Genomic DNA, 21,708 nt, shown 5'->3' on the forward strand with positions numbered 1-21,708 from the left:
GAGGAGGAACCGGACTTCTTGTCAGGCTGCGGGAGGGAGATCGTCATGCGTCCCACGCGCCGCCGAACCCGTATCCTCCTGGCCGTCCCGGTCGCCGCCGCCGCACTCGCCGTCCCCCTGGGGGTCCACGCCGCCAGAGGGGCCGACTCCGGTACGGGGGAGGGGCCCCCGAAGCCCGAACCGGCCGGCTCCGAGTGCCGTACGTCCGTCGAGGGCTCCCGGGTCGTCGCGTACTGCCACAACCCCTACCCCTCCACCGACCTCGTCCGGCTGCACATCGAATGCGACCGCTGGTGGGACGTCGACGCGGACGGCGCGGCGGTCGCGGTGGAGCCGGGCCGGACCGTACGGCTGGAGGACCGCTGCTGGAAAGGTGTCGCCACGGCCTGGGTAAGCCACCGCCCCGCCCCCCTCTGAGCGGTGCTCCGGCCATGCGTGGCCGGGCGGAGCCGCTACCCCCGGTCCGTCAGGCAGGTCAGCGCATGGCTCGCCGCCTCGGCCGCCGCGGTCTCCGCGTCCCCGGCGCGGATCGCCTCCACCAGCCGGCCGTGGTCCATGTGGTTCTCCGGCCGCAGCTCGGGGCCCACATCGCCGCGCAGATAGTCGCGCAGCAGATCCCCGAGGTCGGCGTAGAGCTCGGTCAGGACGTCGTTGTGCGAGGCCGCGACCACCGCCAGGTGCAGCGTCGCGTCCACCGCCACGAACGCCTCCGCGTCCCCCGACGCCCACGCCTCCTCCCGGCGCGCCATCAGCGTGTCCAGCTGCCGAAGGTCCCGCTCCGTGCGCCGGACCGCCGCCAGCCGGGCCGCCGACGACTCCAGCGTCGAACGCAGCTCCGCGATGTGACGGGGATCGGCGGCCGCGAACCTGCGGTGCATCACCCCGGCGAGCTCGCTCGTGGCGATCACATAGGTGCCGGAGCCCTGCCGGATGTCCAGCAGCCCGTTGTGCGCGAGGGCCCGCACGGCCTCGCGGACGGTGTTACGGGCCACCCCGAGCTGCTCGACCAGCTCGGGCTCGGTCGGAATCCGCGAGCCGACCGGCCACTCGCCCGAGGTGATCTGGTTCCGCAACTGGGCGATCACCTGGTCGGAGAGTGCCGAACGCCGTGGAGACGTCAGCGCCATGGTGCTCCTTGCTCGTGAGCTGTCAGGTCAGGGCCGGATTCCCTCAAGGAAAACCTGGGGATCCCGGGGGTCCGCGGGATTGGACAACCAATCATCCCATGATTCTATGATGGCTCCATGCCGGACGACGAAACGCAGACCCCGACCCTGGACCGCGGCCCCGCCGCGCGCACGCCGCAAAAGCTCCGCGCCCAGCGGCTCCCCGGTGCCGACGGGGCCCCCGCACCCTGGCTGCTGCGCCTCATCGCCGTGGGGCTCGTCCTGGCCGCCCTGAACCTCCGCCCCGCCATCACCAGCCTCGGCGCCCTCCTCGAAGAGGTCCGCGAGGGACTGCACATGAGCGGGAGCGTGGCCGGCGTCCTCACCTCCGTACCGCCGCTCTGCTTCGCGGTCTTCGGGGTCATGGCGCCGCGCCTGGCCCGCCGCTTCGGCGCGGGCGCCGTCGTCTGCGCGGGCATGGCCGCCATCGCGGCCGGCCTGCTCATCCGCCCGTACATCGGGTCCACCGCCGGCTTCCTGGCCGCCAGCGCGCTGGCCCTGATGGGCATCGCCGTCAGCAACATCCTGATGCCGGTGATCGTCAAGCGCTGGTTCCCCGACCGCGTCGGCACCATGACCGGCCTCTACTCCATGGCCCTGGCCCTCGGCACCGCCCTGGCCGCCGCCGTCACCGTCCCCGTCACCGGGGCGCTGGGCGGCGACTGGCAGACGGGTCTCGTCGTCTGGGCCGGGCTCGCCGCCGTCGCGGTGCTGCCCTGGGTGGTCCTCGTCCGCGACCGCACCCCGGCCCCCGGCACTTCCCCCTCGGGCCCGTCCGTCTCCGGTCCTGCCGTCTCCGGTACGCCGGGCGCGGAAGCGCCGGCCCTCCGGATCACCCGCAGCCGCACCGCCTGGGGCCTCGCCTGCTTCTTCGGGCTCCAGGCCACGGCCGCGTACATCACCATGGGCTGGATGCCGCAGATCTTCCGTGACGCCGGGGTCTCCGCCGGCACCGCCGGGCTCCTGCTCGCGGTCACCATGGCGATGGGCGTCCCGCTCGCCTTCGTCATCCCCCGGGTCGCCTCCCGGCTCAAGCAGCAGGGCCCGATCGTCGTCGCCCTCGGTCTGTGCGGCCTGATCGGCTACAGCGGCCTCTACCTCGCCCCCGCCGCCGGCGCCTGGGCCTGGGCCCTGCTCCTCGGCGTCGCCAACTGCGCCTTCCCGCTCGCCCTCACCATGATCGGCATGCGGGCCCGGTCCGGCGCGGGCGTCGTCCGGCTCTCCGCCTTCGCCCAGTCCACCGGCTACCTGCTCTCGATCCCCGGCCCGCTGCTCGTCGGCGTGCTCTACCAGCACAGCGGCGGCTGGGGGCTGCCGATCGCCCTGATGGCGGGCCTCATGATTCCCCAGATGGCGGCCGGGATCCTCGCGGGCCGGGACCGGACGATCGAGGACGAATGCTGAGATGCGACACTGACGTCATGCCAGTGCTCGATCCGAATCCCCAGAACGGCCAGAAGAAGCTTCTCCTCGTTTTCGGGGCGATGCTCCTGATCACCGTCGTCATCGGTGTGATCGCCACGATCGCCTCGCCCTGACGCCCGAGGACCCGGTGGACCCCGCGGGGTGGGGCTAGCACCCCCTTCCCCTAGGGGGCCAGGGTCAGGGTGAAGTCGGTGGGTCACCGGATGGGACCGGGCACTCCCACTCCGTAGGTTCTTCGGTAACGACCCGATGACCCAACGGAGGCGGACATGTCGGCACCGACGCACACCAGGTCCCACCGGCCGGCGGCGGACGGCGTCGAGATCAGGCTGCCCTGGTGGGCCGTCGCCCTGCCCGCCGTCGCGTTCGCCGCTCTGCTGCTGATGATCCTCAGCCCCGGACAGGCCCAGGCCGCCACCGGCGACCCCGCGCTCGGACAGCTGATCGAGCGCACCCTCCAGCTGCTGTCCCGCTGAGCCGAAGCCGCCCCGGACCAGCGCGCCAACTCCCGGACGAGCACGTCAACACCCTGCGCCCGAGGCCGCGTTTCATGCGAAGCTGAGGTGTATGAGCGTCGAGACACCTCGCAGGATCGTCCTTCTCCGGCATGCCAAGGCGGAATGGTCACAGGCTTCCGATCATGAGCGCCCGCTGGCCGAGCGCGGCCGCAAGGACGCGCCCGTGGCCGGCCGCAGGCTCGCCGATTCCGGCATCGACTTCGATCTGGCCCTCTGCTCCAGTGCCGCCAGGACGCGGGAGACCTGGAAGCTGGCGGTCCATGAATTCTCCCGGCGACCCCGGACCGTCTACGAGGAGAGGCTGTACGACGCCTCCCTCGGCGAACTGATCGCCCTGTTCAACGAGACACCGGACGAGGTGCGCAACCTCCTGGTCATCGGCCACAACCCCGGCATGCACGGGGCCGCCGACGCCCTCTCCGGCTCGGCCGAGGGCGACACCCTGGCCCGGATGGCCCGGGACGGCTTCCCCACGGCCGCCTACGCCGTGGTGGAGTTCCCCGGCTCCTGGAAGAGCGTGGAGCACGGGGCGGGCAAGCTCACCGAGTACTGGACCCCGAACGGCTGAGCGGTCTCCCGTACCGATGACCACGTGAACGCGCTGAGCCCCGGCACATCTGCTGTGCCGGGGCCCTCCTGCGTGCGTCTGCGAAACCGGCGGCCTTCCTGCGTACGCCTCCGGAACCGGCGGTCCGGGGCGGTCCGGGCTGTCAGTCGACGAGACCGTCCGCCGCCTCGACCTCTTCACGGGTGATGCCGAGCAGATAGAGCACGGTGTCCAGGAACGGCACGTTCACCGCGGTGTGCGCCGCCTCGCGGACCATCGGCTTGGCGTTGAACGCGACGCCGAGTCCGGCGGTGTTCAGCATGTCGAGATCGTTCGCCCCGTCCCCGATCGCCACTGTCTGGGCCAGCGGCACCCCCGCCTGTTCGGCGAAGCTCCGCAGCAGCCGTGCCTTGCCCGCCCGGTCCACCACCTCGCCGACGACCCGGCCGGTGAACTTGCCGTCCACCACCTCCAGAGTGTTGGCCGAGGCGAAGTCGAGGCCGAGCTGTTCCTTCAGGCCGTCCGTGACCTGGGTGAAGCCGCCGGAGACGACGCCGACCTGGTAGCCGAGCCGCTTCAGCGTACGGATCAGGGTGCGGGCGCCGGGGGTGAGCCGTACCTCGGTGCGGACCTTGTCCACCACCGAGGCGTCCAGGCCGGCCAGCAGGGCGACCCGGGCGTGCAGCGACTGCTCGAAGTCCAGCTCGCCGCGCATCGCCTGCTCGGTCACCTCGGCGACCTCGGCCTCGCAGCCCGCGTGCGCCGCGAAGAGCTCGATCACCTCGTCCTGGATCAGCGTGGAGTCGACGTCCATGACCACCAACCGCTGGGCCCGGCGGCTCAGCCCGGCCGAGACCACCGCGACGTCCACGCCGATCTCCGCGGCCTCGGTCGCCAGCGCGGTCCGCAGCTCCGCGGTCCCGGTCCCCGACACCGCGAACTCGACGGCGGTCACCGGGTACTTCGCCAGCCGGAAGATACGGTCGATGTTCCCGCCGGTCGAGGTGATGGTGGCCGCTATGGCGGCGGTCGACTCCGCGGTGAGCGGGTGCCCCAGCACCGTCACATGGGAACGGCCGTCACCGCGGGGGCGGTTGTCGCCGATGCCGGAGATGATCTCGGCCTGCAGCTTCAGGGAGTCGGCCCAGCTGTGCACCGTCGCCCGCAGATCGCCCTCGGTGGTCCCGCCCGCGGTGGGGGCGGTGACCAGGGCGCACAGCACGATGCGACCACGGGTGACGACCTGCTCGATGTCCACGACGTCGACCGCGTACGCGGCGAGGGTGTCGAAGAGCCCGGCGGTGATGCCCGGACGGTCCTTGCCGAAGATCTTGACGAGAAGCGTGGGTGCGTCGCCGCCCGGAGGAGTCCCGTCGCCGGTCCCGTCGACCCCAGGGGGCTCAGGGGGCTCAGAGGGCTCAGGAGACGAGAGGGGCTGAGGTGGCTGAGATGCGCTCATGGTGCTCCCACCGTATCGGTCCCGCCACCTCCTCCGGCCGCCCGTCCCGAGTGCCGGACGCAATCGCCCCGGTGCCGCCCCCGGTGCCGCCCCGGCCGCACCCGCGGCGCCGGGCGGGCGGTCCCGGCCGGGTGCACCAGGAGTCGCAGATCTGGCCGGTACGGGTCTTGCGTCCGGCCGCGCCAGCTGTCCCGTATCCGGCGTTATGAAGTCGCTGGACATTCTCTGGGCGGTAACCGGAGCTTCATCCGGACTTCTTCCGTTCCGCTGCTGTTTCGACCCCCGGTATCGGGGTGTTCGCGCAGGTCTCCGCGCGCTCTTCCCTGGCCCGACTTTCGGATCGGGGACTGGTCCTGGAATAGTTCCCCACGATGTTCAGCATCCCTAGACTCCCTGCGACGGGGGTAACACGGGGGACAACTAGTGGGGCGCGGAGTGCCGGAACTCGTACTGGAATTGAATGGCAGCACCTGGACGCTCGATCCGTCCAGGTCGTACACCCTTGGACGTGATCCGCAGGGCGACCTGACGGTCGACGACGCCAGAGTGTCGTGGCGGCATGCCACGATCAGCTGGAACGGCCGCAGTTGGTCCATCGAGGACCACGGCAGCACGAACGGCACCTATGCGCAGGGCCAACGGATCCAGCAGGTGGAGATCGGCCCCGGTTCGGTGCTGCACCTGGGCAACGGCACCGACGGGCCCCGGGTGAGCCTCAGCCCCGCCGCGGGCGCCGGTGTGGCCGGCGGTCAGGCGGCCGGTGCCCAGCAGGCTCCGGCGCACCAGCCCCACCAGCAGCCCCAGGGCGGCGGCGCGGGCTGGCACGGACAGCAGGCACCCGCGCACCAGGCCCCGGCTCAGCACCAGGCCTGGCAGCACCAGCAGGCCCCGCACCAGCAGGCCCCGCACCAGAAGGTGCCGCACCAGCAGGGCCCCGGGCATCCGGCCGGACCGGGACAGGGCGGTGCCGCGGGGGCGCCGCCGGTCTACGGCGACCGCAGCCCGACGACGTTCCATCAGCTGGCCCTCGGCCGGGTCATGCGCATCGGTCGTGCGCTGGAGAACGAACTGGTCGTCTCCGACCTCCAGGTCTCCCGCAACCACGCCGAGTTCCACGCGACGCCCGACGGCCGCTTCGAGATCCGCGACCTCGGCTCGCACAACGGCACGTACGTCAACGGTCAGCCGCTCCCCAAGTCCGGCTCGGCCCTCATCGGCCCGAACGACATCGTCGGCGTCGGTCACTCGACGTTCCGGCTGGTCGGGGACCGGCTGGAAGAGTTCGTCGACACCGGTGAGGTCTCCTTCTCCGCCCGCCACCTCACTGTGACGGTCGACGGAGGCAAGCAGATCCTCAAGGACGTCTCCTTCGGCGTCCCGGAGAAGTCGCTGATCGCGGTCATCGGCCCGTCCGGTTCCGGAAAGTCCACCCTGCTCAAGGCGCTCACCGGCTACCGGCCCGCCAACCAGGGCGATGTCCTCTACGACAACCGCAACCTGTACAAGCAGTTCGCCGAGCTGCGCCAGCGCATCGGTCTGGTCCCGCAGGACGACATCCTGCACAAGGAGCTGACCGTCACCAAGGCCCTCAAGTACGCGGCCAAGCTCCGCTTCCCCGCGGACACCACCGAGGCCGAGCGCCAGGCCCGGATCACCGAGGTCCTCGCCGAGCTCAAGCTCGACATCCACAAGGACAAGAAGATCACCTCGCTCTCCGGCGGCCAGCGCAAGCGCGTCTCGGTCGCCCTGGAGCTGCTCACCAAGCCCTCGCTGATCTTCCTGGACGAGCCGACCTCCGGCCTCGACCCAGGCATGGACCGCGACGTCATGCAGCTGCTGCGCGGCCTCGCCGACGACGGCCGCACGGTGCTCGTGGTCACGCACTCGGTCGCCGAGCTGGCGATCTGCGACAAGCTCCTGGTGATGGCGCCCGGCGGTTCCGTCGCCTACTTCGGTCCGCCGGAGGAAGCGCTGAACTTCTTCGGATACACCAGCTGGGCCGACGTGTTCTCCGCCTTCGAGAACTACCGCGACTACGACTGGGCGGGCCGCTGGCGCGGTTCGCAGCACTACCAGATGTACGCGGCCGACATCGACGCGGTCGCGGCCCAGCCGGTCAGCATGCCGCCCCCGCAGCAGATGCGCCCGCCGAAGCCGCAGGGCTGGATGGCGCAGCTGTGGACGCTGATCCGGAGGTACTCCTCCGTCATCGCGTCCGACAAGGGCTTCATGGGGCTGATGCTGATCCTGCCCGCCGTGCTGGGCGTGGTCAGCGTGGTCATCCCGGCGGAGTTCGGTCTCGCCGAGCCCACCCCGCCGTCCCGGTTCAACGGCAAGGCCGGCACGATCATGCTGATCCTCGCGGTCGGCATGTGCTTCTCCGGCGCCGCCAACTCCGTACGAGAGCTGATCAAGGAACGGGTCATCTACGAACGGGAACGGGCCACCGGCCTCTCCCGCTCCGCGTACCTGATGTCCAAGGTGATCGTCCTCGGCGTGATCACCGCCTTCCAGGGCGTGATCATCTGCGGCATCGGCTTCGCCACCCGCGAGCTGCCGGCGGAGGGCCTGATCATGCCGCCGGCCGTGGAGATCTGCCTCTCCATCATCGCGCTGGGCTTCACCTCGATGATGTTCGGCCTGGTCATCTCCTCACTGGTGAAGACCGCCGAGAAGACCATGCCGCTGCTGGTCATGTTCGCGATCATCCAGGTCGTCTTCACCGGCGTGCTCTTCCAGGTGTACGGATCGCCCGGCCTGGAGCAGTTCGCCTGGCTGATGCCGTCCCGCTGGGCGATGGCCGCCGCCGGCACCACGCTGGACCTGGCGCACCTGATGCCGCCGTGGGACCCGGAGAACCCCACCGACCTCGACCCGCTGTGGGAGCACACCGCCACCCAGTGGGGCATCAACATCACCGTCCTGCTCGCGCTCGGCGTGATCTGTGGGATCGCGGTGGCACGGCTGCTGCGGCGCCACGAGCCCGAGGTCATGCGCAAGTAGGTTCCGCCGCGACCGTACGAAGCGGTACCGGAACGACGCCGGAGGCCGGCACCCCGCGGGGTGCCGGCCTCCGGCATGTGTACGGCTGGGCTCAGTACGCGCTGTTCACGTTGTCCATGGAGCCGTAGCGGTCGGCCGCGTAGTTGCAGGCGGCGACGATGTTGGCGACCGGGTCGTACAGGTCCTTCTTGGTGCCCGCCACGTGGTAGCGGTCGAAGGTCGGCTGGATCACCTGGAGCAGACCCTTGGACGGGATGCCGTTCCGGGCGTTGATGTCCCAGTTGTTGATGGCCCAGCGGTTACCGCTGGACTCGCGGATGATGTTGCGGTGGATCCCCTCGTAGGAGCCGGGGATGCCTTCCTTCTTCATGATCGACATGGCCTCGCGGATCCAGCCGTCCAGGTTGTTGGCGTAGACGGGCTTGCGCGCGGTGGAGCGGTTCGCGGCCTCGGTGCCGCGCTTCTTCGCGTCCGCCTTGGCCTTGGCGGCCTTGTCCTTCGCGTCGGCGGCGGCCTTCGCCTTCGCCTTGGCGTCCGCGGCGGCCTTGGCTTTCGCCTCGGACGCGGCCTCGGCCTTCGCGGCGGCGGCCTTGGTCTCGGCGGCGGCCTTCGCCTTCGCGGCGTCGGCGGCCTTCACCAGCTTCTCGGCGGTGGAGTGCTGCTCGATCATGCTGTCCTGCACGGTCTTGGCCTGTGCGGAGCCGGCGGTGAAGGCCACGGGCGCGGCGGCAGCCGCCGCCTGCGGGGCGATCTCGGCCTCGGCGTTCGACGGGACGAGCGAGAAGGTCAGGGCGGCGACGCCAAGGGCCGACACACCGGCCACGGAGATCTTCTGGACCTTGTTCAGGCGACGGACACGGCTGGGAATGCGAGTCGCAGACATGTAGGGCTACCTCTTCGAAAGCTCAGGTGTCCTCACGGAGGACGAGACCGGAGGCGGTGATGCGCACCTCCGTCGGGGACGAGAGCAATTCTTAGCGGCAGCAAAATCCTGTGGCAAAGGTGTGACGTACGAAGCCGGGTAGTGGAAGAGGATCCCGTTAGTCCGAAATGACCCCTGACTGCGCCTGCTCAAATCGCCCTTATGGGTCCACTAGGTATGTTCGTAAGTGACGTAGACCCTATGCCTGGGCTCACACCGGCGACACGGCGGTCTCACTGCTCGTTGCTGAAGCAATCCGGAGGGTTACGTTCCTCATCTGGCAGGAGGAGATGGACGTCGCCGAACTCGTGCCAGAGGTACCGCTCCTGGAGCGCCGCCTCGTACCCGCGGCGCAGCGCCTCGCGCCCCGCCACCGCCTCCAGCATCAGCAGATGCGAGGCCTCCGGCTCGTGCAGACCGGTCAGCAGCCCGTCCACCACCCGCACACCCCGCCGGGGCGTCACCACCAGATCCGTCCACCCCGTCGCGGGCCGCACCACCCCGTCCGTCCCCGCCGCCGACTCCAGTGCCCGCACGGCCGTCGTCCCCACCGCGACCACCCGCCCGCCCGTCGCACGGTCCTCACCCCGCGCCGCCCGTACGGCGTTCACCAGCCACGCCGTCGCCGCCGGCACCGAGAACCGCTCCGGGTACGGCGGCTCGTGCGCCTCCGCCGATGCCACCCCCGTATGCAGGGACAGCGGAGCGAACAGCACCCCCCGGCGCACCAGCTCCGCCACCAGCGCGGCCGTGAAGGGCCGCGCCGCACTCGGCATCTCCGCCGAGCCGCTCCCGTCGGGCGAGGGGGCCGCGAACACCGTTTGATAGGCCGACAGCGGCTGATCCCGCTCCGTGTACCCGTACCGGATCGGCCGCCCGTACCGCCGCAACAGCTCCGGCACCGGCTCCGGCACCCGCGCCCACCACAGCCGGGCCCCCGCCGCCGGCCCCAGCGGCTCCTCCAGCACCAGGGCGTTCCCGCCCGGCAGCCGCACCACCGCCCCCGCCGGGCCGCCCGGCCGCGGCCCGGTGGCCCCCGCCCCGCCGGGAGCCCGCAGCTCCACCGCCCACCGCCCGTCCGCACCCCGCGTCGAGAAGTGCACGACGACCCGCTCGCCGCCCACCCGCCCCTTCACGGCGGCGGGCAACGTCATGGACGTGTTCACCACCAGCACGTCCCCGCGCCGGAGCTGCCCGGGCAGCTCCCGGAACGCGTGGTGCGAGACGGCTCGTCCCCGCGACACCAGCAGCCGTACGTCGTCCCGACCCGCACCCCGCTGCTCGGCCGGCACCCGGGCGGACAGGACGTCCGGCACCCGCAACGCCTCCAGGGCCCCTGGGCCACCGGCCCCGGCCCACCGACGCGCGACCTCGTCGGTCCGGCCCTCGTCCGTTCCCGCCACGCCTGGGTCTGGCGAGTCCGGCCGCGCTGTTCGCTCCGGGACCGGGGACGGCCCGCCCGGGCCCGCGCCGCCCGGCTCCGAAGCGCACAGGGCTGCCGGGCCCTGGTCCCACCCCCGTGCGGTCACCGCGGACCCCCGCCCGGCCCCGCCGGCCGCCCCTCCAGCAGTGCCGGGGCGGCGAACCGACCACTCGCCGGCCGCTCCCGCACCAGCCGCAGGAACGCGGGCGCCACACTCTCCGGCGACGGCCGAGGCTCGTCCGCCTCCGCCGGGACCGCCGCGGCGTACAGTTCCGTCGCCATGTCACCCGGGTCGACGGCCCACACCCGCAGCCCCGGCTCCTCCTCGCCCAGCACCGCCGCCAACTGGTCCAGTGCAGCCTTCGACGCCCCGTAACCGCCCCACGTCGGGTACGGCTCCGCCGCCGCGTCCGAGCTGATCACCACCACCGCCCCCGCGCCCGAGGCCCGCAACAACGGCAACGCCTCCTGTACGAGACCGAGCGCCGCCACCACGTTCGTCTCCAGCGCCCGCCGCAGCCCCTCCAGCGGCAACGCGTCCAGCCGGACCAGCGGCTCCGCGCCCAGCACGCTCGCGTTGCTCACCAACAGGTCGAGACCGCCCAGCGACCCGGCGGCCACCACCAGCTCCGCCCGGTGCGCCGCGTCCGCGACGTCCCCCGGCACCGCCACCACCCGCGTCCCGTACCGCCCGCGCAGCTTCCGCGCGGTGTCCTCCAGCACCCCGGCGGTCCGGGCGTCCAGGACCAGGTCCCACCCCTGACCGGCCAGCGCCCCCGCCAGCGCGCGCCCCAGCCCCTTCGAACCACCCGTGATCATCGCGACCGGCATGATGACCGTCCCCTTCGTACCCTCGGCGTCCACCGGGAGACCCCGGCGCCCCCAACGTAGGAAGACCGGACCGCGCCGCGCCTCGCCCGGGAGCCGGACCCGTACCCGGCACTTCGGCGTAGGTCCCGGGCGGTCCTACGACCTCCGGCCGAGGGCCCCGCCGCCCGGACCTAGGTCCCCGCCCGCCCACCACCGACCCCGGCCCGATACGGCCGCGCGGTCGCCGCCGGTACGGTGATCCCATGAGTCATCGCCCACCGTCGGGCCTCGCCGCGGTGAGTGCCGCGCTGCTCGCCATGAGCCGGCACCTCGAAGTGGGCGACGTCCTGAAGACGATCGTCGCCTCCGCCCGCGAGCTGCTCGACGCCCAGTACGCGGCCCTCGGCGTCCCGGACGACCACGGCGGCTTCGCCCAGTTCGTGGTCGACGGGGTCAGCGACGAAGAGTGGAAGGCCATCGGACCGCTGCCCCGCCAGCACGGCATCCTCGCCGCGATGCTGCACCAGGCGAAGCCCGAGCGCCTCGCCGACGTCCGCGAGGACCCTCGCTTCGGGGGCTGGCCCGACGCCCACCCCGACATGTCCGACTTCCTCGGCCTGCCCATCACGGACGGCGACGAGATCATCGGAGCCCTGTTCCTCGCCAACAAGATGTGCCCCAAGCCCGAGGGCGGCTGCGGCTTCACCGCCCAGGACGAGGAACTGCTCCAGATCCTCGCCCAGCACGCCGCCATCGCGCTCACGAACGCCCGCCTCTACGAGCGCAGCCGCGAACTGACCATCGCCGAGGAACGCTCCCGCCTGGCCCACGAGCTGCACGACGCGGTCAGCCAGAAGCTGTTCTCGCTCCGCCTCACCGCCCAGGCCGCCACCGCACTCGTCGACCGCGACCCCGCCCGCGCCAAGGGCGAACTCCAGCAGGTCGCCGCCCTCGCCGCCGAGGCGGTCGACGAACTGCGGGCCGCCGTCGTGGAACTGCGCCCCGCGGCGCTCGACGAGGACGGGCTCATCGCCACCCTCCGCACCCAGATCCAGGTTCTGGACCGGGCGCACACCGCCGAGGTCGCCTTCGAGAGCTGCGGAGTGCGCGCGCTGCCCGCCGCCCAGGAGGAAGCACTGCTCCGGGTCGCCCAGGAGGCCCTCCACAACGCCCTGCGGCACTCCGGCGCGAAGCGCGTGAGCGTCACCCTGGCGCGGCGCGGCGCCGCCACCGTCCTGCGCGTCACCGACGACGGGGGCGGCTTCGACCCCACCGCCGTCCGGCGGGCGGGCCGCCACCTCGGCCTCGTCTCCATGCGCCACCGGGCGAGCGGCGTCGGCGGCCGGCTCACCGTTGCCTCGGAGCCCGGCAAGGGCGCCACGATCGAGATGGAGGTTCCCGGTGGCTGACAAGATCATCAGGGTGCTGCTGGTCGACGACCATCAGGTGGTCCGTCGCGGACTGCGTACGTTCCTGGAGATCCAGGAGGACATAGAGGTCGTCGGCGAGGCGTCCGACGGCGCGGAGGGCGTGGCCCGCACCGAGGAGCTCCGCCCCGACGTGGTGCTGATGGACATCAAGATGCCCGGCACCGACGGCATCGAGGCCCTGCGCCGCCTCCGCGAGCTCGACAACCCCGCGAAGGTCCTCATCGTCACCAGCTTCACCGAACAGCGCACGGTGGTCCCCGCTCTGCGCGCCGGAGCCTCCGGTTACGTCTACAAGGACGTCGACCCGGACGCCCTGGCCGGGGCGATCCGCTCGGTCCACGCCGGTCACGTCCTGCTCCAGCCGGAGGTCGCGGGCGCGCTGCTGGCCCAGGAGGACGCGGGCACCGGCACGGGCCGGGGGAGCACGCTCACCGAGCGGGAACGCGAAGTCCTCGGCCTCATCGCGGACGGTCGTTCCAACCGCGAGATCGCCCGTGCGCTGGTCCTCTCGGAGAAGACGGTCAAGACGCACGTGTCGAACATCCTGATGAAGCTCGACCTGTCCGACCGGACCCAGGCCGCGCTCTGGGCGGTACGTCACGGAGCGGCGGGCTGACGTCGGCACCGCTGCGGGTTCCCGTCCGGACCGAGATTCATACTGTCGGGTGTATGTCACCCATTCGGCGCATCCTTCCGGACCGCACGGCGTTCTTCAGGGCGTGCTGCGGCGGCTTGCCGCAGCCTCTCTAGGAGGATCCTGAAGTGAAGAACCTGAAGAAGGCCGCGGCCGTCACCATGATCGCGGGCGGGCTCGTCGCCGCCGGTGCCGGAGCCGCCTCCGCCACCGGCCACAGCGGCGCCGGCGCGGACGGCCTGGCCGCCCACTCCCCGGGCGTCGCAAGCGGCAACCTCGTGCAGGTTCCCGTCGCCGTCCCGGTGAACGTGGTCGGCAACACGGTCAACGTGGTGGGCCTGCTCAACCCGGCCTTCGGCAACCTCGGCCTCAACCACTGACCCATGCCCCTCCCGAAAGCCGGACGGTCCTCCCTCCCCAAGGGCCTGTCCGGCTTTCGCCGCACTCGCTCCCAGCCGGTGCGGGCCTTCCCGCAGCCCGCCCGGCGACCACTCCAGCGGGTCCGGGGCCTCTTCAGCGCGCCCGGCGCACCACCCCAGCCTGTCTGTCCGGCGCTTGAGGACGGGACCCTGGCCGAGGGGACCCCGAAGCCTGACAGGCTCCTGCCCGAGGAGCCCTGCTCCAGCGCGCCCGGCGCACCACCCCAACCCGTCCGGCACTTGAGGACGGAACCCTCGCCAAGGGGCCCCGAGCCTGACAGGCCCCGGCCCGGCGAGACCCGATCCAGCGCGCTCGCAGGCAAACCACCCACCAGCCGCCGTCCCCAACCTCACAGGGCAATACATCTAGCGCCGAACCTCCCCGCCCTCCACATACGCGTTGTACGCCGCCACCAACGCCCGCCGAGCCACCCGCTCCACCGGCCGCAACGCCTCCCCCCGCGCCGCGATCTCCGACGCGCTCACCGCACCGCCGTGCCCGTTCTCGTACGCCACCGAGACCAGCAGCCCCACCCGCTGCGCCATCTCCAGCACCCGCACCGCCCGCGGCGGATACCCTGGCGCCAGCACCTCGCGCCCCCGACTCCGCTCCGCCCGCGCCCGGTACGCGTCCACCGCCGCCTCCGCCACCGGACCGGACCCGGCCACGTCCAGCCGCGACAGCACCGCCGTCGCATCCCGCAACGCCTCCGCCAGCTCCCGCTCCGCCTCGCCCAGAGACGGCACGTCCGCGGGCGGCGCCTCCCGTACCGGCAGCACCCGCCACACCACCTCGACGTGCAGATCCCCCTCCGGCCCCACTCCGCTCACCTCGGGCACCAGCCCGTACGGCACCCCGTACGCGACCACCGCCTCCTCCGCCTCCAGCGCCCGCGCATTGAAGTCGGGCGGACCGCTCAGCCCCAGCGGGTGCCCCGGCACCGGCAACGCGACCCGCAACCCGGTCGCCCCGAGCCCCCGCAGCCGGCCGAGCGCCAGCGTGAGCCCGACCGGCCCCGCCTCACCCGGCACCCCCTCGACGCGGTGCACCGCGTCCTGTCCGACAATCGCGAGGGCCGCCTCGTCCGGCGAGACGAGTCCCGCCAGAAGCGCGTTTCCCCAAGCGGCCAACAACCCTGAACGTGGTTCGACAAGCATGCCGACAGCCTAGGCAACGGCCGGGGATCGGCCCTCACGCCTGAAGCGCTCGCGCGGTGGCGTAGGTTTTCCCTTGGGAGCCGTGCCCACCGGCACGCGACGATCGACGAGACTGCATGGGGAGACAACGCGCCATGAGCGATGTACTGGAGCTGGTGGACGTATCCGTGGTCCGCGACGGACGTGCTCTGGTGGACGATGTCTCCTGGTCGGTCAAGGAAGGGGAGCGCTGGGTCATCCTGGGCCCCAACGGTGCCGGCAAGACGACCCTCCTCAACCTCGCGTCCAGCTATCTCTTCCCGAGCAAGGGAACGGCCACGATCCTCGGCGAGCAGCTCGGCGGCGTCGGCACCGACGTCTTCGAGCTCCGCCCCCGCATCGGCATGGCGGGCGTCGCGATGGCCGACAAGCTGCCCAAGCGCCAGACGGTGCTGCAGACGGTCCTCACCGCCGCGTACGGCATGACCGCCACCTGGCACGAGAACTACGAAGCCGTCGACGAGGAACGCGCCCGCGCCTTCCTCGACCGCCTCGGCATGACCGAGTACCTGGACCGCAAGTTCGGCACGCTCTCCGAAGGAGAGCGCAAGCGCACGCTCATCGCCCGCGCCATGATGACCGACCCCGAACTGCTGCTCCTGGACGAGCCCGCCGCCGGACTCGACCTCGGCGGGCGCGAGGACCTCGTCCGCCGGCTCGGCCGTCTCGCCCGCGACCCGTTCGCCCCCTCCATGATCATGGTCACCCACCATGTCGAGGAGATCGCGCCCGGCTTCACCCACGTTCTGATGATCCGCCAGGGCAAGATCCTCGCGGCCGGCCCCATGGAGACCGAGCTCAGCTCCCGTAACCTCTCCCTCTGCTTCGGCCTGCCGCTCATCGTCGAGCACACCGGTGACCGCTACACCGCCCGCGGCCTGCCGCTGTCCTGACGGCCCCGCCCGCCCCACCCCGGGACCGACCGGGCACCGCAACTGCTTGCGCACCGCGATCGACAGGCCGTTCACCGCAGTTGGCCACCCGTGCGCCCTGTCGGTGACGCACCGACAGTCCTACGATGACCACGTGGACATCGACGCATGGGTGTGGTGGCTGATCGGCGCGGTGGGACTGGGCATCCCCCTCGTCCTGACCGCGATGCCCGAATTCGGAATGTTCGCCGTCGGGGCGGTGGCCGCATCGGCCGTCGCCGCCCTCGGCGGCGGAATCGTCGCCCAGGTGCTGGTCTTCGTCGTGGTCTCGGTCGCGCTGATCGCCGTCGTGCGCCCGATCGCCGCCAGACACCGGGCCGGACAGACCGGGCAGGCCAGCGGTATCGATGCCTTGAAAGGCCGTCAGGCGGTCGTGCTGGAACGGGTATCGGCCTCCGGTGGCCGCATCAAGCTCGCCGGCGAGGTCTGGTCGGCCCGCTCGCTCGACGCCGACCAGGTCTTCGAACCCGGCGGCCAGGTCGATGTCGTGGACATCGACGGGGCAACGGCCGTCGTCATGTGACCGAAGCGTGCACGAGGCGGGCCGCGGTCTGCCAGACTCGAAGTCGATCATGCCGATCATCATGAGAACCCGGCCCGGCCCGCAACTCGCCGACCACCGGCCGCACATGAGGACCGACCCCGATCACCGCGATCCACCTGCCAACCGAAGGACACGAGAGACACGATGCAACCGATCATCATCGTTCTGATCATCCTGGTGGTGCTCGTCTTCATCGCCCTGATCAAGACGATTCAGGTCATCCCGCAGGCCAGCGCCGCCATCGTGGAGCGGTTCGGCCGCTACACCCGCACCCTGAACGCGGGCCTCAACATCGTCGTCCCGTTCATCGACTCGATCCGCAACCGGATCGACCTCCGTGAACAGGTGGTGCCCTTCCCGCCGCAGCCGGTGATCACCCAGGACAACCTGGTCGTCAACATCGACACCGTCATCTACTACCAGGTGACCGACGCCCGCGCCGCGACCTACGAAGTCGCCAGCTACATCCAGGCGATCGAGCAGCTCACCGTCACCACCCTCCGGAACATCATCGGCGGCATGGACCTGGAGCGGACCCTCACCTCCCGTGAGGAGATCAACGCGGCCCTGCGCGGAGTCCTCGACGAAGCGACCGGCAAATGGGGCATCCGCGTCAACCGCGTCGAGCTCAAGGCGATCGAGCCGCCGACCTCCATCCAGGACTCGATGGAGAAGCAGATGCGCGCCGACCGCGACAAGCGCGCCGCGATCCTCACCGCCGAGGGCATCCGGCAGTCCCAGATCCTCACAGCCGAGGGCGAGAAGCAGTCCGCGATCCTGCGCGCCGAGGGTGAGGCCAAGGCCGCCGCCCTGCGCGCCGAAGGCGAAGCCCAGGCCGTCCGCACGGTCTTCGAGGCCATCCACGCCGGGGACCCGGACCAGAAGCTGCTCTCGTACCAGTACCTCCAGATGCTCCCGAAGATCGCCGAGGGCGACGCCAACAAGCTCTGGATCGTTCCCAGCGAGATCGGCGACGCCCTCAAGGGCCTCAGCGGAGCCTTCGGCAACCTCGGCGGAGGCATGCCCGGCTTCAACACCGGCGGAAACGGCGGAAACGGCGGGAACGGCGGCAACGGCAACGGCAACGGCGGCAACTACGGGGCGCCCGCGGTGGAACGACGCGAGGAACCCCCCGTCTCCTGACCCCGTCCCCCTTCGTGCATGATCAGTGAGGCCCCTCGACCTTCATGGCGGGGAGGCGTCACTGACCACCGAAGGAGATGGCGTTGTCCATCTGGGAAATACTCGCCGTCTTCGCGGCCGGAGTCGGAGCCGGCACGATCAACACGATCGTCGGCTCTGGCACCCTGATCACCTTCCCCGTCCTGCTCGCCACCGGCCTCCCCCCGGTCACCGCGACCGTGTCCAACGCGCTGGGCCTCATCCCCGGGTCCATCAGCGGGGCCATCGGCTACCGCAAGGAGCTCGTAGGACAGCGCCGACGCATCCTCAAGCTGAGCGTCGGCGCGGCGATCGGCGGCCTCTGCGGTGCGACCCTCCTGCTCGCCCTGCCCTCCACGGCCTTCGAGACGATCGTCCCGGTCCTGGTCGCCCTGGCGCTCGTCCTGGTGATCCTGCAACCACGTATCAGCAAAGCCGTCCAGCGCCGTCACGAGCACATCGGCGCCCCGCCCCGCGCCGACGGCGGCCCGCTCCTCTTCATGGGCCTGATGCTCGCCAGCGTCTACGGGGGCTACTTCACCGCCGCCCAGGGGATCATCTACCTCTCCCTGATGGGAATGCTGCTCGACGACACGATGCAGCGCCTCAACGCGGTCAAGAACGTCCTGGCCGCCGTGGTCAACACCATCGCCGCGCTGTTCTTCCTCTTCGTCGCCCACTTCGACTGGACGGCCGTCGTACTCATCGCGGCCGGCTCGGCCATCGGCGGCCAGATAGGCGCCAAGGTCGGCCGCCGCCTGAGCCCCACCGTCCTGCGCGCCCTCATCGTGGCCGTCGGCACGGTGGCCATCGTCCAACTGCTGCTCCGCTGACGCACGTGGGCCCGCCCCCTCACAGGGACGGGCCCAGGGATACACCACCAGGCGTACGTCGATCACGGCACCGCTCTACGCGGCAGCCGCCCGGTCCAGCCACCCGGGCAGTGCCGAGCGGTCGCCGGCCCCCATCGCCAGCAGCATCGCCTCGGCGGGGGAGGGGACGAACGGCTGCTTCAGCAGCGGCATCCCCGCCTGCTCCGGCGTCCGGGCAGCCTTGCGGTGGTTGTCCTCGGCGCAGGAGGCCACCGTGTTCAGCCAGGTGTCCTGCCCGCCCTGGGCGCGTGGCACCACGTGGTCGACGGTGGACGCCCGCCGCCCGCAGTACGCGCACCGGTGCTGGTCCCGGATCAGCACACCCCTTCTGGACCACGGCGCCTGTCTTCGGAACGGCACCCGTACGTACCGGCAGAGCCTGATCACCCGGGGCGCCGGAATGTCCACGGCGGCACCACGCATACGGAGCTCGGGATGCGACTGCTCGACGACGGCCTTGTCCGTGAGGATCAGGACCACCGCACGGTTGAGCGTCACTGTCGACAGCGGCTCGAAGCTCGCGTTGAGAACCAGCGTGTCACGCATCCTGCCCACCTCCCGTGTGCCGCCCGCCCCCTGGCAGGCCCGGATCAACTCTGGCTGGGCAGGCCGCGATGGACAACGCAATAAAAAATGCCCTGCTCTGGTCTCTCCAAGACCGGAGCAGGGCAAACAGCAAACGAACTAATCGCCGACGGGAGCCGTGTACTCACCGATCAGCCGAGCACGCCCCAGCGTGTGGAACCGGAGATTGAATCCGGCCACCGCGGGGGACACGTCGCTGTCGATCCCGAGCTTCTCGGTGTCCACCGCGTACACGGTGAACACGTACCGGTGGTTCTCCCCGGCCGGCGGAGCCGCACCGCCGAAGTTCTTGGAGCCGTAGTCGTTACGGGCGTGGACGGCCCCTTCGGGCAGCCCCTCGAACGTTCCGCTGCCCGCACCGGCCGGAAGCTCCGTCACCGAGGCCGGGACATCGAAGAGCACCCAGTGCCAGAACCCGCTGCCCGTCGGGGCGTCCGGGTCGAAACACGTCACGGCGAAGCTCTTGGTCCCCTCGGGGAAACCCTCCCACCGAAGCTGCGGCGAAGTGTTTCCGCCCGCAAGCACCTGGGCATCGCCCAGCACGGCCCCCGGCGCGAGGTCGTCGCTCACCACGGTGAACGACGGAACCTCCGGATGGAAGTCGTGCGGCAGCGGGGCCCTCTTCGGCTCGGTCACGTCTCGCACCTCTCCTGATCGGTTCGTCTGCCTTCTTCCCCGACCTTAGGGGGCGTAGGGCCCTCTAGAGCCAGTTGCGCTGTCCGCCGACCTGGGCGAGCCACTGGTTGAGGTACGCCGCCCAGTCGGTCTGCTGATAGTCGTGCAGCCCCACCTTGAACGCGCGGTAGGAGTCGCTGCCCTCGCTGAACAGCCCCGGCTTCTTGTCCATCTCCAGGATGACGTCCATCTCGCGGTCGTCGGCGACGAACGTCAGCTCCACCTGGTTCAGCCCGCGGTACCGCGTCGGCGGAACGAACTCGATCTCCTGGTAGAACGGCAGCCGCTGACGCGTACCGCGGATGTGACCGCGCTCCATGTCCGCGCTGCGGAAGCCGAAGCCCAGCTGCCCGAAGGCGTTCAGGATGGCCTCCTGCGCCGGCAGCGGGTGCACGTTGATCGGGTCCAGGTCACCGGAGTCCAGCGCGCGGGCGATCTCCAGCTCGGTGGTCACCCCGATGTTCATCCCGCGCAGCTGCTGGCCGCCGAACATCGTGACCGGTGTCTCCCACGGAATCTCCAGGCCGAACGGCACCACGTGCACCGCGCCCGCCTGCACCTCGAAGGCGCCCCCGAGGTTCAGCTTGGTGAACTCGATGTCCTGCTTGGTCTCCTGGTCCCCGCTCTCGACCTCGACCCGCGCCTGGAGCCCGACATTGAGCCCCTCGATCTGCTGGGCGACCGAACCACCCTGGATCCGCACCTCCCCCTGGACGACCCCACCGGGGACGACGTTCACCTCGGTGAGCTCGGTCTCCACCGAGGCACCGCCGGCACCCATGCTCGCGAGCAGCCGCTTGAAGCCCATAGTCACTCCTTCTTGGTCCTGACCCCTACATACGCGCCATGACGGTAGCCGGTTCCCGTCATGGCGATCCCAGTACCCTCGGACGCCATGACCAAGAGCCCGGACCGAACACCGCTGACGCGGGACTTCTTCGCCCGCTCCGTACTGGAAGTCGCCCCCGACCTCCTGGGCCGCACGCTCGTCCGGCGTGCCGAGGAGGGCACGATCGAGCTGCGCCTGACCGAGGTGGAGGCGTACGCGGGCGAGATCGACCCCGGCTCGCACGCCTTCCGGGGCCGTACCGCCCGCAACGGCGTGATGTTCGGTCCACCCGGTCACACGTACGTCTACTTCACGTACGGGATGTGGCACTGCCTCAACCTGGTCTGCGGCCCGGAAGGACATGCCGCCGGAGTCCTGCTCCGGGCCGGTGAGATCGACGTCGGCGCCGGCCTGGCCCGCGACCGACGCGTCTCGGCCCGCAACGACAAGGAACTGGCCAAGGGCCCGGCCCGCCTCGCCACCGCCCTCGACGTGGATCGCGACCTGAACGGCAGCGACCTCTTCGACGGCTCCGCTCCGGCGCTTTCCGTACTGCACGGCACCCCGCCGCCCCGTGACCTCGTACGCAGTGGCCCCCGCACCGGGGTGGGCGGCGACGGCGCCCACCAGCCCTGGCGCTTCTGGATCGAGGGAGACCCCACGGTGAGCCCGTACCGCGCCCACGCGCCGCGCCGCCGCCCGAGCCGCGAGGCAACTTGACGCACCTTCGGCGGACGCCTAATGTAGTCCGAGCAGCTTGACACGGGTACAGCTCTCGACGCGGTCCATCGGATCGGATCGAGCCACCTGAAGCAGCCAAACCACTACCTACGACTCACCCTGGCGGGTGCAAATTCGGCATGCCCGTAATTTGCCCCATCGACTCGATTATGAGCTGCCAAGAGAATCGGCTAACGTAGTGAACACGCCGAAAGGCAAGGCCGCTCCACAGGCCACCGGAAATCAAATTCGGACCGGAAACGGAACGAAAAAGAGTCTGGTAAAGTTGGAACCGCCGGAAAGGGAAAACGCGAAAGCGAAGAACCTGGAAAGCAAAGACTGCTTGACCCGCTTCGGCCGGGAATCGGACACGAAAGAGTCTGATAGAGTCGGAAACGCAAGAACGAAGGGAAGCGCCCGGAGGGCCCCGGTGAAAC

Annotated in this window: 24 protein-coding genes; 15 read left to right on the plus strand and 9 right to left on the minus strand. The window is 70.9% G+C overall.

The window, feature by feature from the left end; all coding sequences use genetic code 11:
• The first annotated feature begins 45 nt into the window (after nt 1–45).
• Nucleotides 46–417, plus strand: a complete 372-nt coding sequence (locus tag IG90_RS0128065) for a hypothetical protein (protein WP_030590300.1) — start codon at nt 46–48, stop codon at nt 415–417.
• A 35-nt stretch (nt 418–452) separates the two neighbouring features.
• Here the strand turns inward: IG90_RS0128065 and IG90_RS0128070 are convergent, their stop codons facing one another.
• Nucleotides 453–1,127, minus strand: a complete 675-nt coding sequence (locus IG90_RS0128070; protein WP_030590303.1) for a FadR/GntR family transcriptional regulator — start codon at nt 1,125–1,127, stop codon at nt 453–455.
• Nucleotides 1,128–1,244: 117 nt separating this feature from the next.
• On the opposite strand from IG90_RS0128070, the gene IG90_RS0128075 reads away from it, so the two are divergent.
• From IG90_RS0128075 to IG90_RS0128090, 4 genes are all read left to right on the plus strand, one after another.
• Nucleotides 1,245–2,570 carry a CynX/NimT family MFS transporter gene (locus IG90_RS0128075; protein ID WP_030590306.1) on the plus strand — a complete coding sequence of 442 codons (1,326 nt, stop codon included), beginning with the start codon at nt 1,245–1,247 and terminating at the stop codon, nt 2,568–2,570.
• A gap of 17 nt (nt 2,571–2,587) precedes the next feature.
• Nucleotides 2,588–2,704: an SGM_5486 family transporter-associated protein gene (locus IG90_RS46740; protein ID WP_007446146.1), complete on the plus strand. Its 117-nt coding sequence runs from the start codon at nt 2,588–2,590 to the stop codon at nt 2,702–2,704.
• Between the two features lie 156 nt (nt 2,705–2,860).
• The gene (locus IG90_RS0128085; RefSeq protein ID WP_030590309.1) at nt 2,861–3,067 is read left to right on the plus strand and encodes a hypothetical protein; all 207 of its coding nucleotides are present in this window, start codon (nt 2,861–2,863) and stop codon (nt 3,065–3,067) included.
• Between the two features lie 91 nt (nt 3,068–3,158).
• Nucleotides 3,159–3,677: a SixA phosphatase family protein gene (locus IG90_RS0128090; protein WP_030590312.1), complete on the plus strand. Its 519-nt coding sequence runs from the start codon at nt 3,159–3,161 to the stop codon at nt 3,675–3,677.
• 142 nt (nt 3,678–3,819) lie between these two features.
• Here IG90_RS0128090 and serB read toward each other — a convergent pair whose 3' ends face one another.
• A complete protein-coding gene (serB, locus tag IG90_RS0128095; protein ID WP_030590315.1) occupies nt 3,820–5,115 on the minus strand; it encodes a phosphoserine phosphatase SerB in 1,296 nt (431 codons plus the stop codon).
• 423 nt (nt 5,116–5,538) lie between these two features.
• On the opposite strand from serB, the gene IG90_RS0128100 reads away from it, so the two are divergent.
• Nucleotides 5,539–8,118 carry an ABC transporter ATP-binding protein/permease gene (locus IG90_RS0128100; RefSeq protein ID WP_030590317.1) on the plus strand — a complete coding sequence of 860 codons (2,580 nt, stop codon included), beginning with the start codon at nt 5,539–5,541 and terminating at the stop codon, nt 8,116–8,118.
• A 91-nt stretch (nt 8,119–8,209) separates the two neighbouring features.
• Here IG90_RS0128100 and IG90_RS0128105 read toward each other — a convergent pair whose 3' ends face one another.
• From IG90_RS0128105 to IG90_RS0128115, 3 genes are all read right to left on the minus strand, one after another.
• A complete protein-coding gene (locus IG90_RS0128105) occupies nt 8,210–9,001 on the minus strand; it encodes a transglycosylase SLT domain-containing protein (protein WP_030590320.1) in 792 nt (263 codons plus the stop codon).
• Nucleotides 9,002–9,273: 272 nt separating this feature from the next.
• A complete protein-coding gene (locus tag IG90_RS0128110; protein ID WP_106972992.1) occupies nt 9,274–10,371 on the minus strand; it encodes an S-adenosylmethionine:tRNA ribosyltransferase-isomerase in 1,098 nt (365 codons plus the stop codon).
• Between the two features lie 194 nt (nt 10,372–10,565).
• Nucleotides 10,566–11,294, minus strand: a complete 729-nt coding sequence (locus tag IG90_RS0128115; protein ID WP_030590326.1) for an SDR family NAD(P)-dependent oxidoreductase — start codon at nt 11,292–11,294, stop codon at nt 10,566–10,568.
• Nucleotides 11,295–11,536: 242 nt separating this feature from the next.
• Here IG90_RS0128115 and IG90_RS0128120 point away from each other — a divergent pair, with 242 nt between their 5' ends.
• The 3 genes from IG90_RS0128120 to IG90_RS0128130 all read left to right on the plus strand — a co-directional run bounded on the left by IG90_RS0128120 (nt 11,537) and on the right by IG90_RS0128130 (nt 13,717).
• A complete protein-coding gene (locus IG90_RS0128120; protein ID WP_030590329.1) occupies nt 11,537–12,682 on the plus strand; it encodes a GAF domain-containing sensor histidine kinase in 1,146 nt (381 codons plus the stop codon).
• Nucleotides 12,675–13,319 (plus strand): response regulator, encoded by a 645-nt coding sequence (locus tag IG90_RS0128125; RefSeq protein WP_030590332.1) that lies wholly within the window; start codon nt 12,675–12,677, stop codon nt 13,317–13,319. The genes IG90_RS0128120 and IG90_RS0128125 overlap by 8 nt, the downstream gene beginning before the upstream one ends.
• A gap of 146 nt (nt 13,320–13,465) precedes the next feature.
• Nucleotides 13,466–13,717, plus strand: coding sequence for a chaplin family protein (locus tag IG90_RS0128130; RefSeq protein WP_030590333.1), 252 nt, complete (start codon nt 13,466–13,468; stop codon nt 13,715–13,717).
• A 405-nt stretch (nt 13,718–14,122) separates the two neighbouring features.
• On the opposite strand, the gene IG90_RS0128135 is transcribed toward IG90_RS0128130, so the two are convergent.
• Nucleotides 14,123–14,914: a hypothetical protein gene (locus IG90_RS0128135; RefSeq protein WP_030590334.1), complete on the minus strand. Its 792-nt coding sequence runs from the start codon at nt 14,912–14,914 to the stop codon at nt 14,123–14,125.
• A gap of 134 nt (nt 14,915–15,048) precedes the next feature.
• Between IG90_RS0128135 and IG90_RS0128140 the strand changes: the two genes are divergently transcribed.
• The 4 genes from IG90_RS0128140 (at nt 15,049) to IG90_RS0128155 (ending at nt 18,423) form a co-directional block, all read left to right on the plus strand.
• Nucleotides 15,049–15,846 (plus strand): ABC transporter ATP-binding protein, encoded by a 798-nt coding sequence (locus IG90_RS0128140; RefSeq protein WP_030590337.1) that lies wholly within the window; start codon nt 15,049–15,051, stop codon nt 15,844–15,846.
• A gap of 133 nt (nt 15,847–15,979) precedes the next feature.
• On the plus strand, nt 15,980–16,408 hold the full coding sequence (locus IG90_RS0128145) for an NfeD family protein (RefSeq protein ID WP_030590340.1): 429 nt from the start codon (nt 15,980–15,982) through the stop codon (nt 16,406–16,408).
• Between the two features lie 165 nt (nt 16,409–16,573).
• On the plus strand, nt 16,574–17,572 hold the full coding sequence (locus IG90_RS0128150; RefSeq protein WP_030590343.1) for an SPFH domain-containing protein: 999 nt from the start codon (nt 16,574–16,576) through the stop codon (nt 17,570–17,572).
• A gap of 83 nt (nt 17,573–17,655) precedes the next feature.
• A complete protein-coding gene (locus IG90_RS0128155) occupies nt 17,656–18,423 on the plus strand; it encodes a sulfite exporter TauE/SafE family protein (RefSeq protein WP_030590362.1) in 768 nt (255 codons plus the stop codon).
• Between the two features lie 75 nt (nt 18,424–18,498).
• Here IG90_RS0128155 and IG90_RS0128160 read toward each other — a convergent pair whose 3' ends face one another.
• From IG90_RS0128160 to IG90_RS0128170, 3 genes are all read right to left on the minus strand, one after another.
• Entirely contained in the window at nt 18,499–19,008 is a 510-nt protein-coding gene (locus IG90_RS0128160; protein ID WP_030590367.1) for an HNH endonuclease, read from the minus strand.
• 138 nt (nt 19,009–19,146) lie between these two features.
• Entirely contained in the window at nt 19,147–19,683 is a 537-nt protein-coding gene (locus tag IG90_RS0128165; protein WP_030590371.1) for a YbhB/YbcL family Raf kinase inhibitor-like protein, read from the minus strand.
• 64 nt (nt 19,684–19,747) lie between these two features.
• Nucleotides 19,748–20,530 (minus strand): sporulation protein, encoded by a 783-nt coding sequence (locus tag IG90_RS0128170; RefSeq protein WP_030590374.1) that lies wholly within the window; start codon nt 20,528–20,530, stop codon nt 19,748–19,750.
• 87 nt (nt 20,531–20,617) lie between these two features.
• On the opposite strand from IG90_RS0128170, the gene IG90_RS0128175 reads away from it, so the two are divergent.
• Complete coding sequence (locus tag IG90_RS0128175) at nt 20,618–21,271, plus strand: DNA-3-methyladenine glycosylase (RefSeq protein ID WP_030590378.1); 654 nt, start codon at nt 20,618–20,620, stop codon at nt 21,269–21,271.
• A gap of 199 nt (nt 21,272–21,470) precedes the next feature.
• Nucleotides 21,471–21,708, plus strand: a 238-nt coding sequence (locus IG90_RS45315) for a hypothetical protein (RefSeq protein WP_209443576.1), incomplete at its 3' end; no start/stop codon positions are given.

The sequence above is a fragment of the Streptomyces anulatus genome (genome assembly GCF_000721175.1).
GTDB classification, from domain to species: Bacteria; Actinomycetota; Actinomycetes; order Streptomycetales; family Streptomycetaceae; genus Streptomyces; species Streptomyces anulatus_C.

What these genes read in the sequence shown, in the direction of transcription:
- IG90_RS0128065 (WP_030590300.1), top strand. Translation starts at nt 46, where the DNA reads ATGCGTCCCACGCGCCGCCGAACCCGTATCCTCCTGGCCGTCCCGGTC.
- IG90_RS0128070 (WP_030590303.1), bottom strand. Translation starts at nt 1,127, where the DNA reads ATGGCGCTGACGTCTCCACGGCGTTCGGCACTCTCCGACCAGGTGATC.
- IG90_RS0128075 (WP_030590306.1), top strand. Translation starts at nt 1,245, where the DNA reads ATGCCGGACGACGAAACGCAGACCCCGACCCTGGACCGCGGCCCCGCC.
- IG90_RS46740 (WP_007446146.1), top strand. Translation starts at nt 2,588, where the DNA reads ATGCCAGTGCTCGATCCGAATCCCCAGAACGGCCAGAAGAAGCTTCTC.
- IG90_RS0128085 (WP_030590309.1), top strand. Translation starts at nt 2,861, where the DNA reads ATGTCGGCACCGACGCACACCAGGTCCCACCGGCCGGCGGCGGACGGC.
- IG90_RS0128090 (WP_030590312.1), top strand. Translation starts at nt 3,159, where the DNA reads ATGAGCGTCGAGACACCTCGCAGGATCGTCCTTCTCCGGCATGCCAAG.
- serB (WP_030590315.1), bottom strand. Translation starts at nt 5,115, where the DNA reads ATGAGCGCATCTCAGCCACCTCAGCCCCTCTCGTCTCCTGAGCCCTCT.
- IG90_RS0128105 (WP_030590320.1), bottom strand. Translation starts at nt 9,001, where the DNA reads ATGTCTGCGACTCGCATTCCCAGCCGTGTCCGTCGCCTGAACAAGGTC.
- IG90_RS0128115 (WP_030590326.1), bottom strand. Translation starts at nt 11,294, where the DNA reads ATGCCGGTCGCGATGATCACGGGTGGTTCGAAGGGGCTGGGGCGCGCG.
- IG90_RS0128120 (WP_030590329.1), top strand. Translation starts at nt 11,537, where the DNA reads ATGAGTCATCGCCCACCGTCGGGCCTCGCCGCGGTGAGTGCCGCGCTG.
- IG90_RS0128135 (WP_030590334.1), bottom strand. Translation starts at nt 14,914, where the DNA reads ATGCTTGTCGAACCACGTTCAGGGTTGTTGGCCGCTTGGGGAAACGCG.
- IG90_RS0128140 (WP_030590337.1), top strand. Translation starts at nt 15,049, where the DNA reads ATGAGCGATGTACTGGAGCTGGTGGACGTATCCGTGGTCCGCGACGGA.
- IG90_RS0128150 (WP_030590343.1), top strand. Translation starts at nt 16,574, where the DNA reads ATGCAACCGATCATCATCGTTCTGATCATCCTGGTGGTGCTCGTCTTC.
- IG90_RS0128160 (WP_030590367.1), bottom strand. Translation starts at nt 19,008, where the DNA reads ATGCGTGACACGCTGGTTCTCAACGCGAGCTTCGAGCCGCTGTCGACA.
- IG90_RS0128170 (WP_030590374.1), bottom strand. Translation starts at nt 20,530, where the DNA reads ATGGGCTTCAAGCGGCTGCTCGCGAGCATGGGTGCCGGCGGTGCCTCG.
- IG90_RS0128175 (WP_030590378.1), top strand. Translation starts at nt 20,618, where the DNA reads ATGACCAAGAGCCCGGACCGAACACCGCTGACGCGGGACTTCTTCGCC.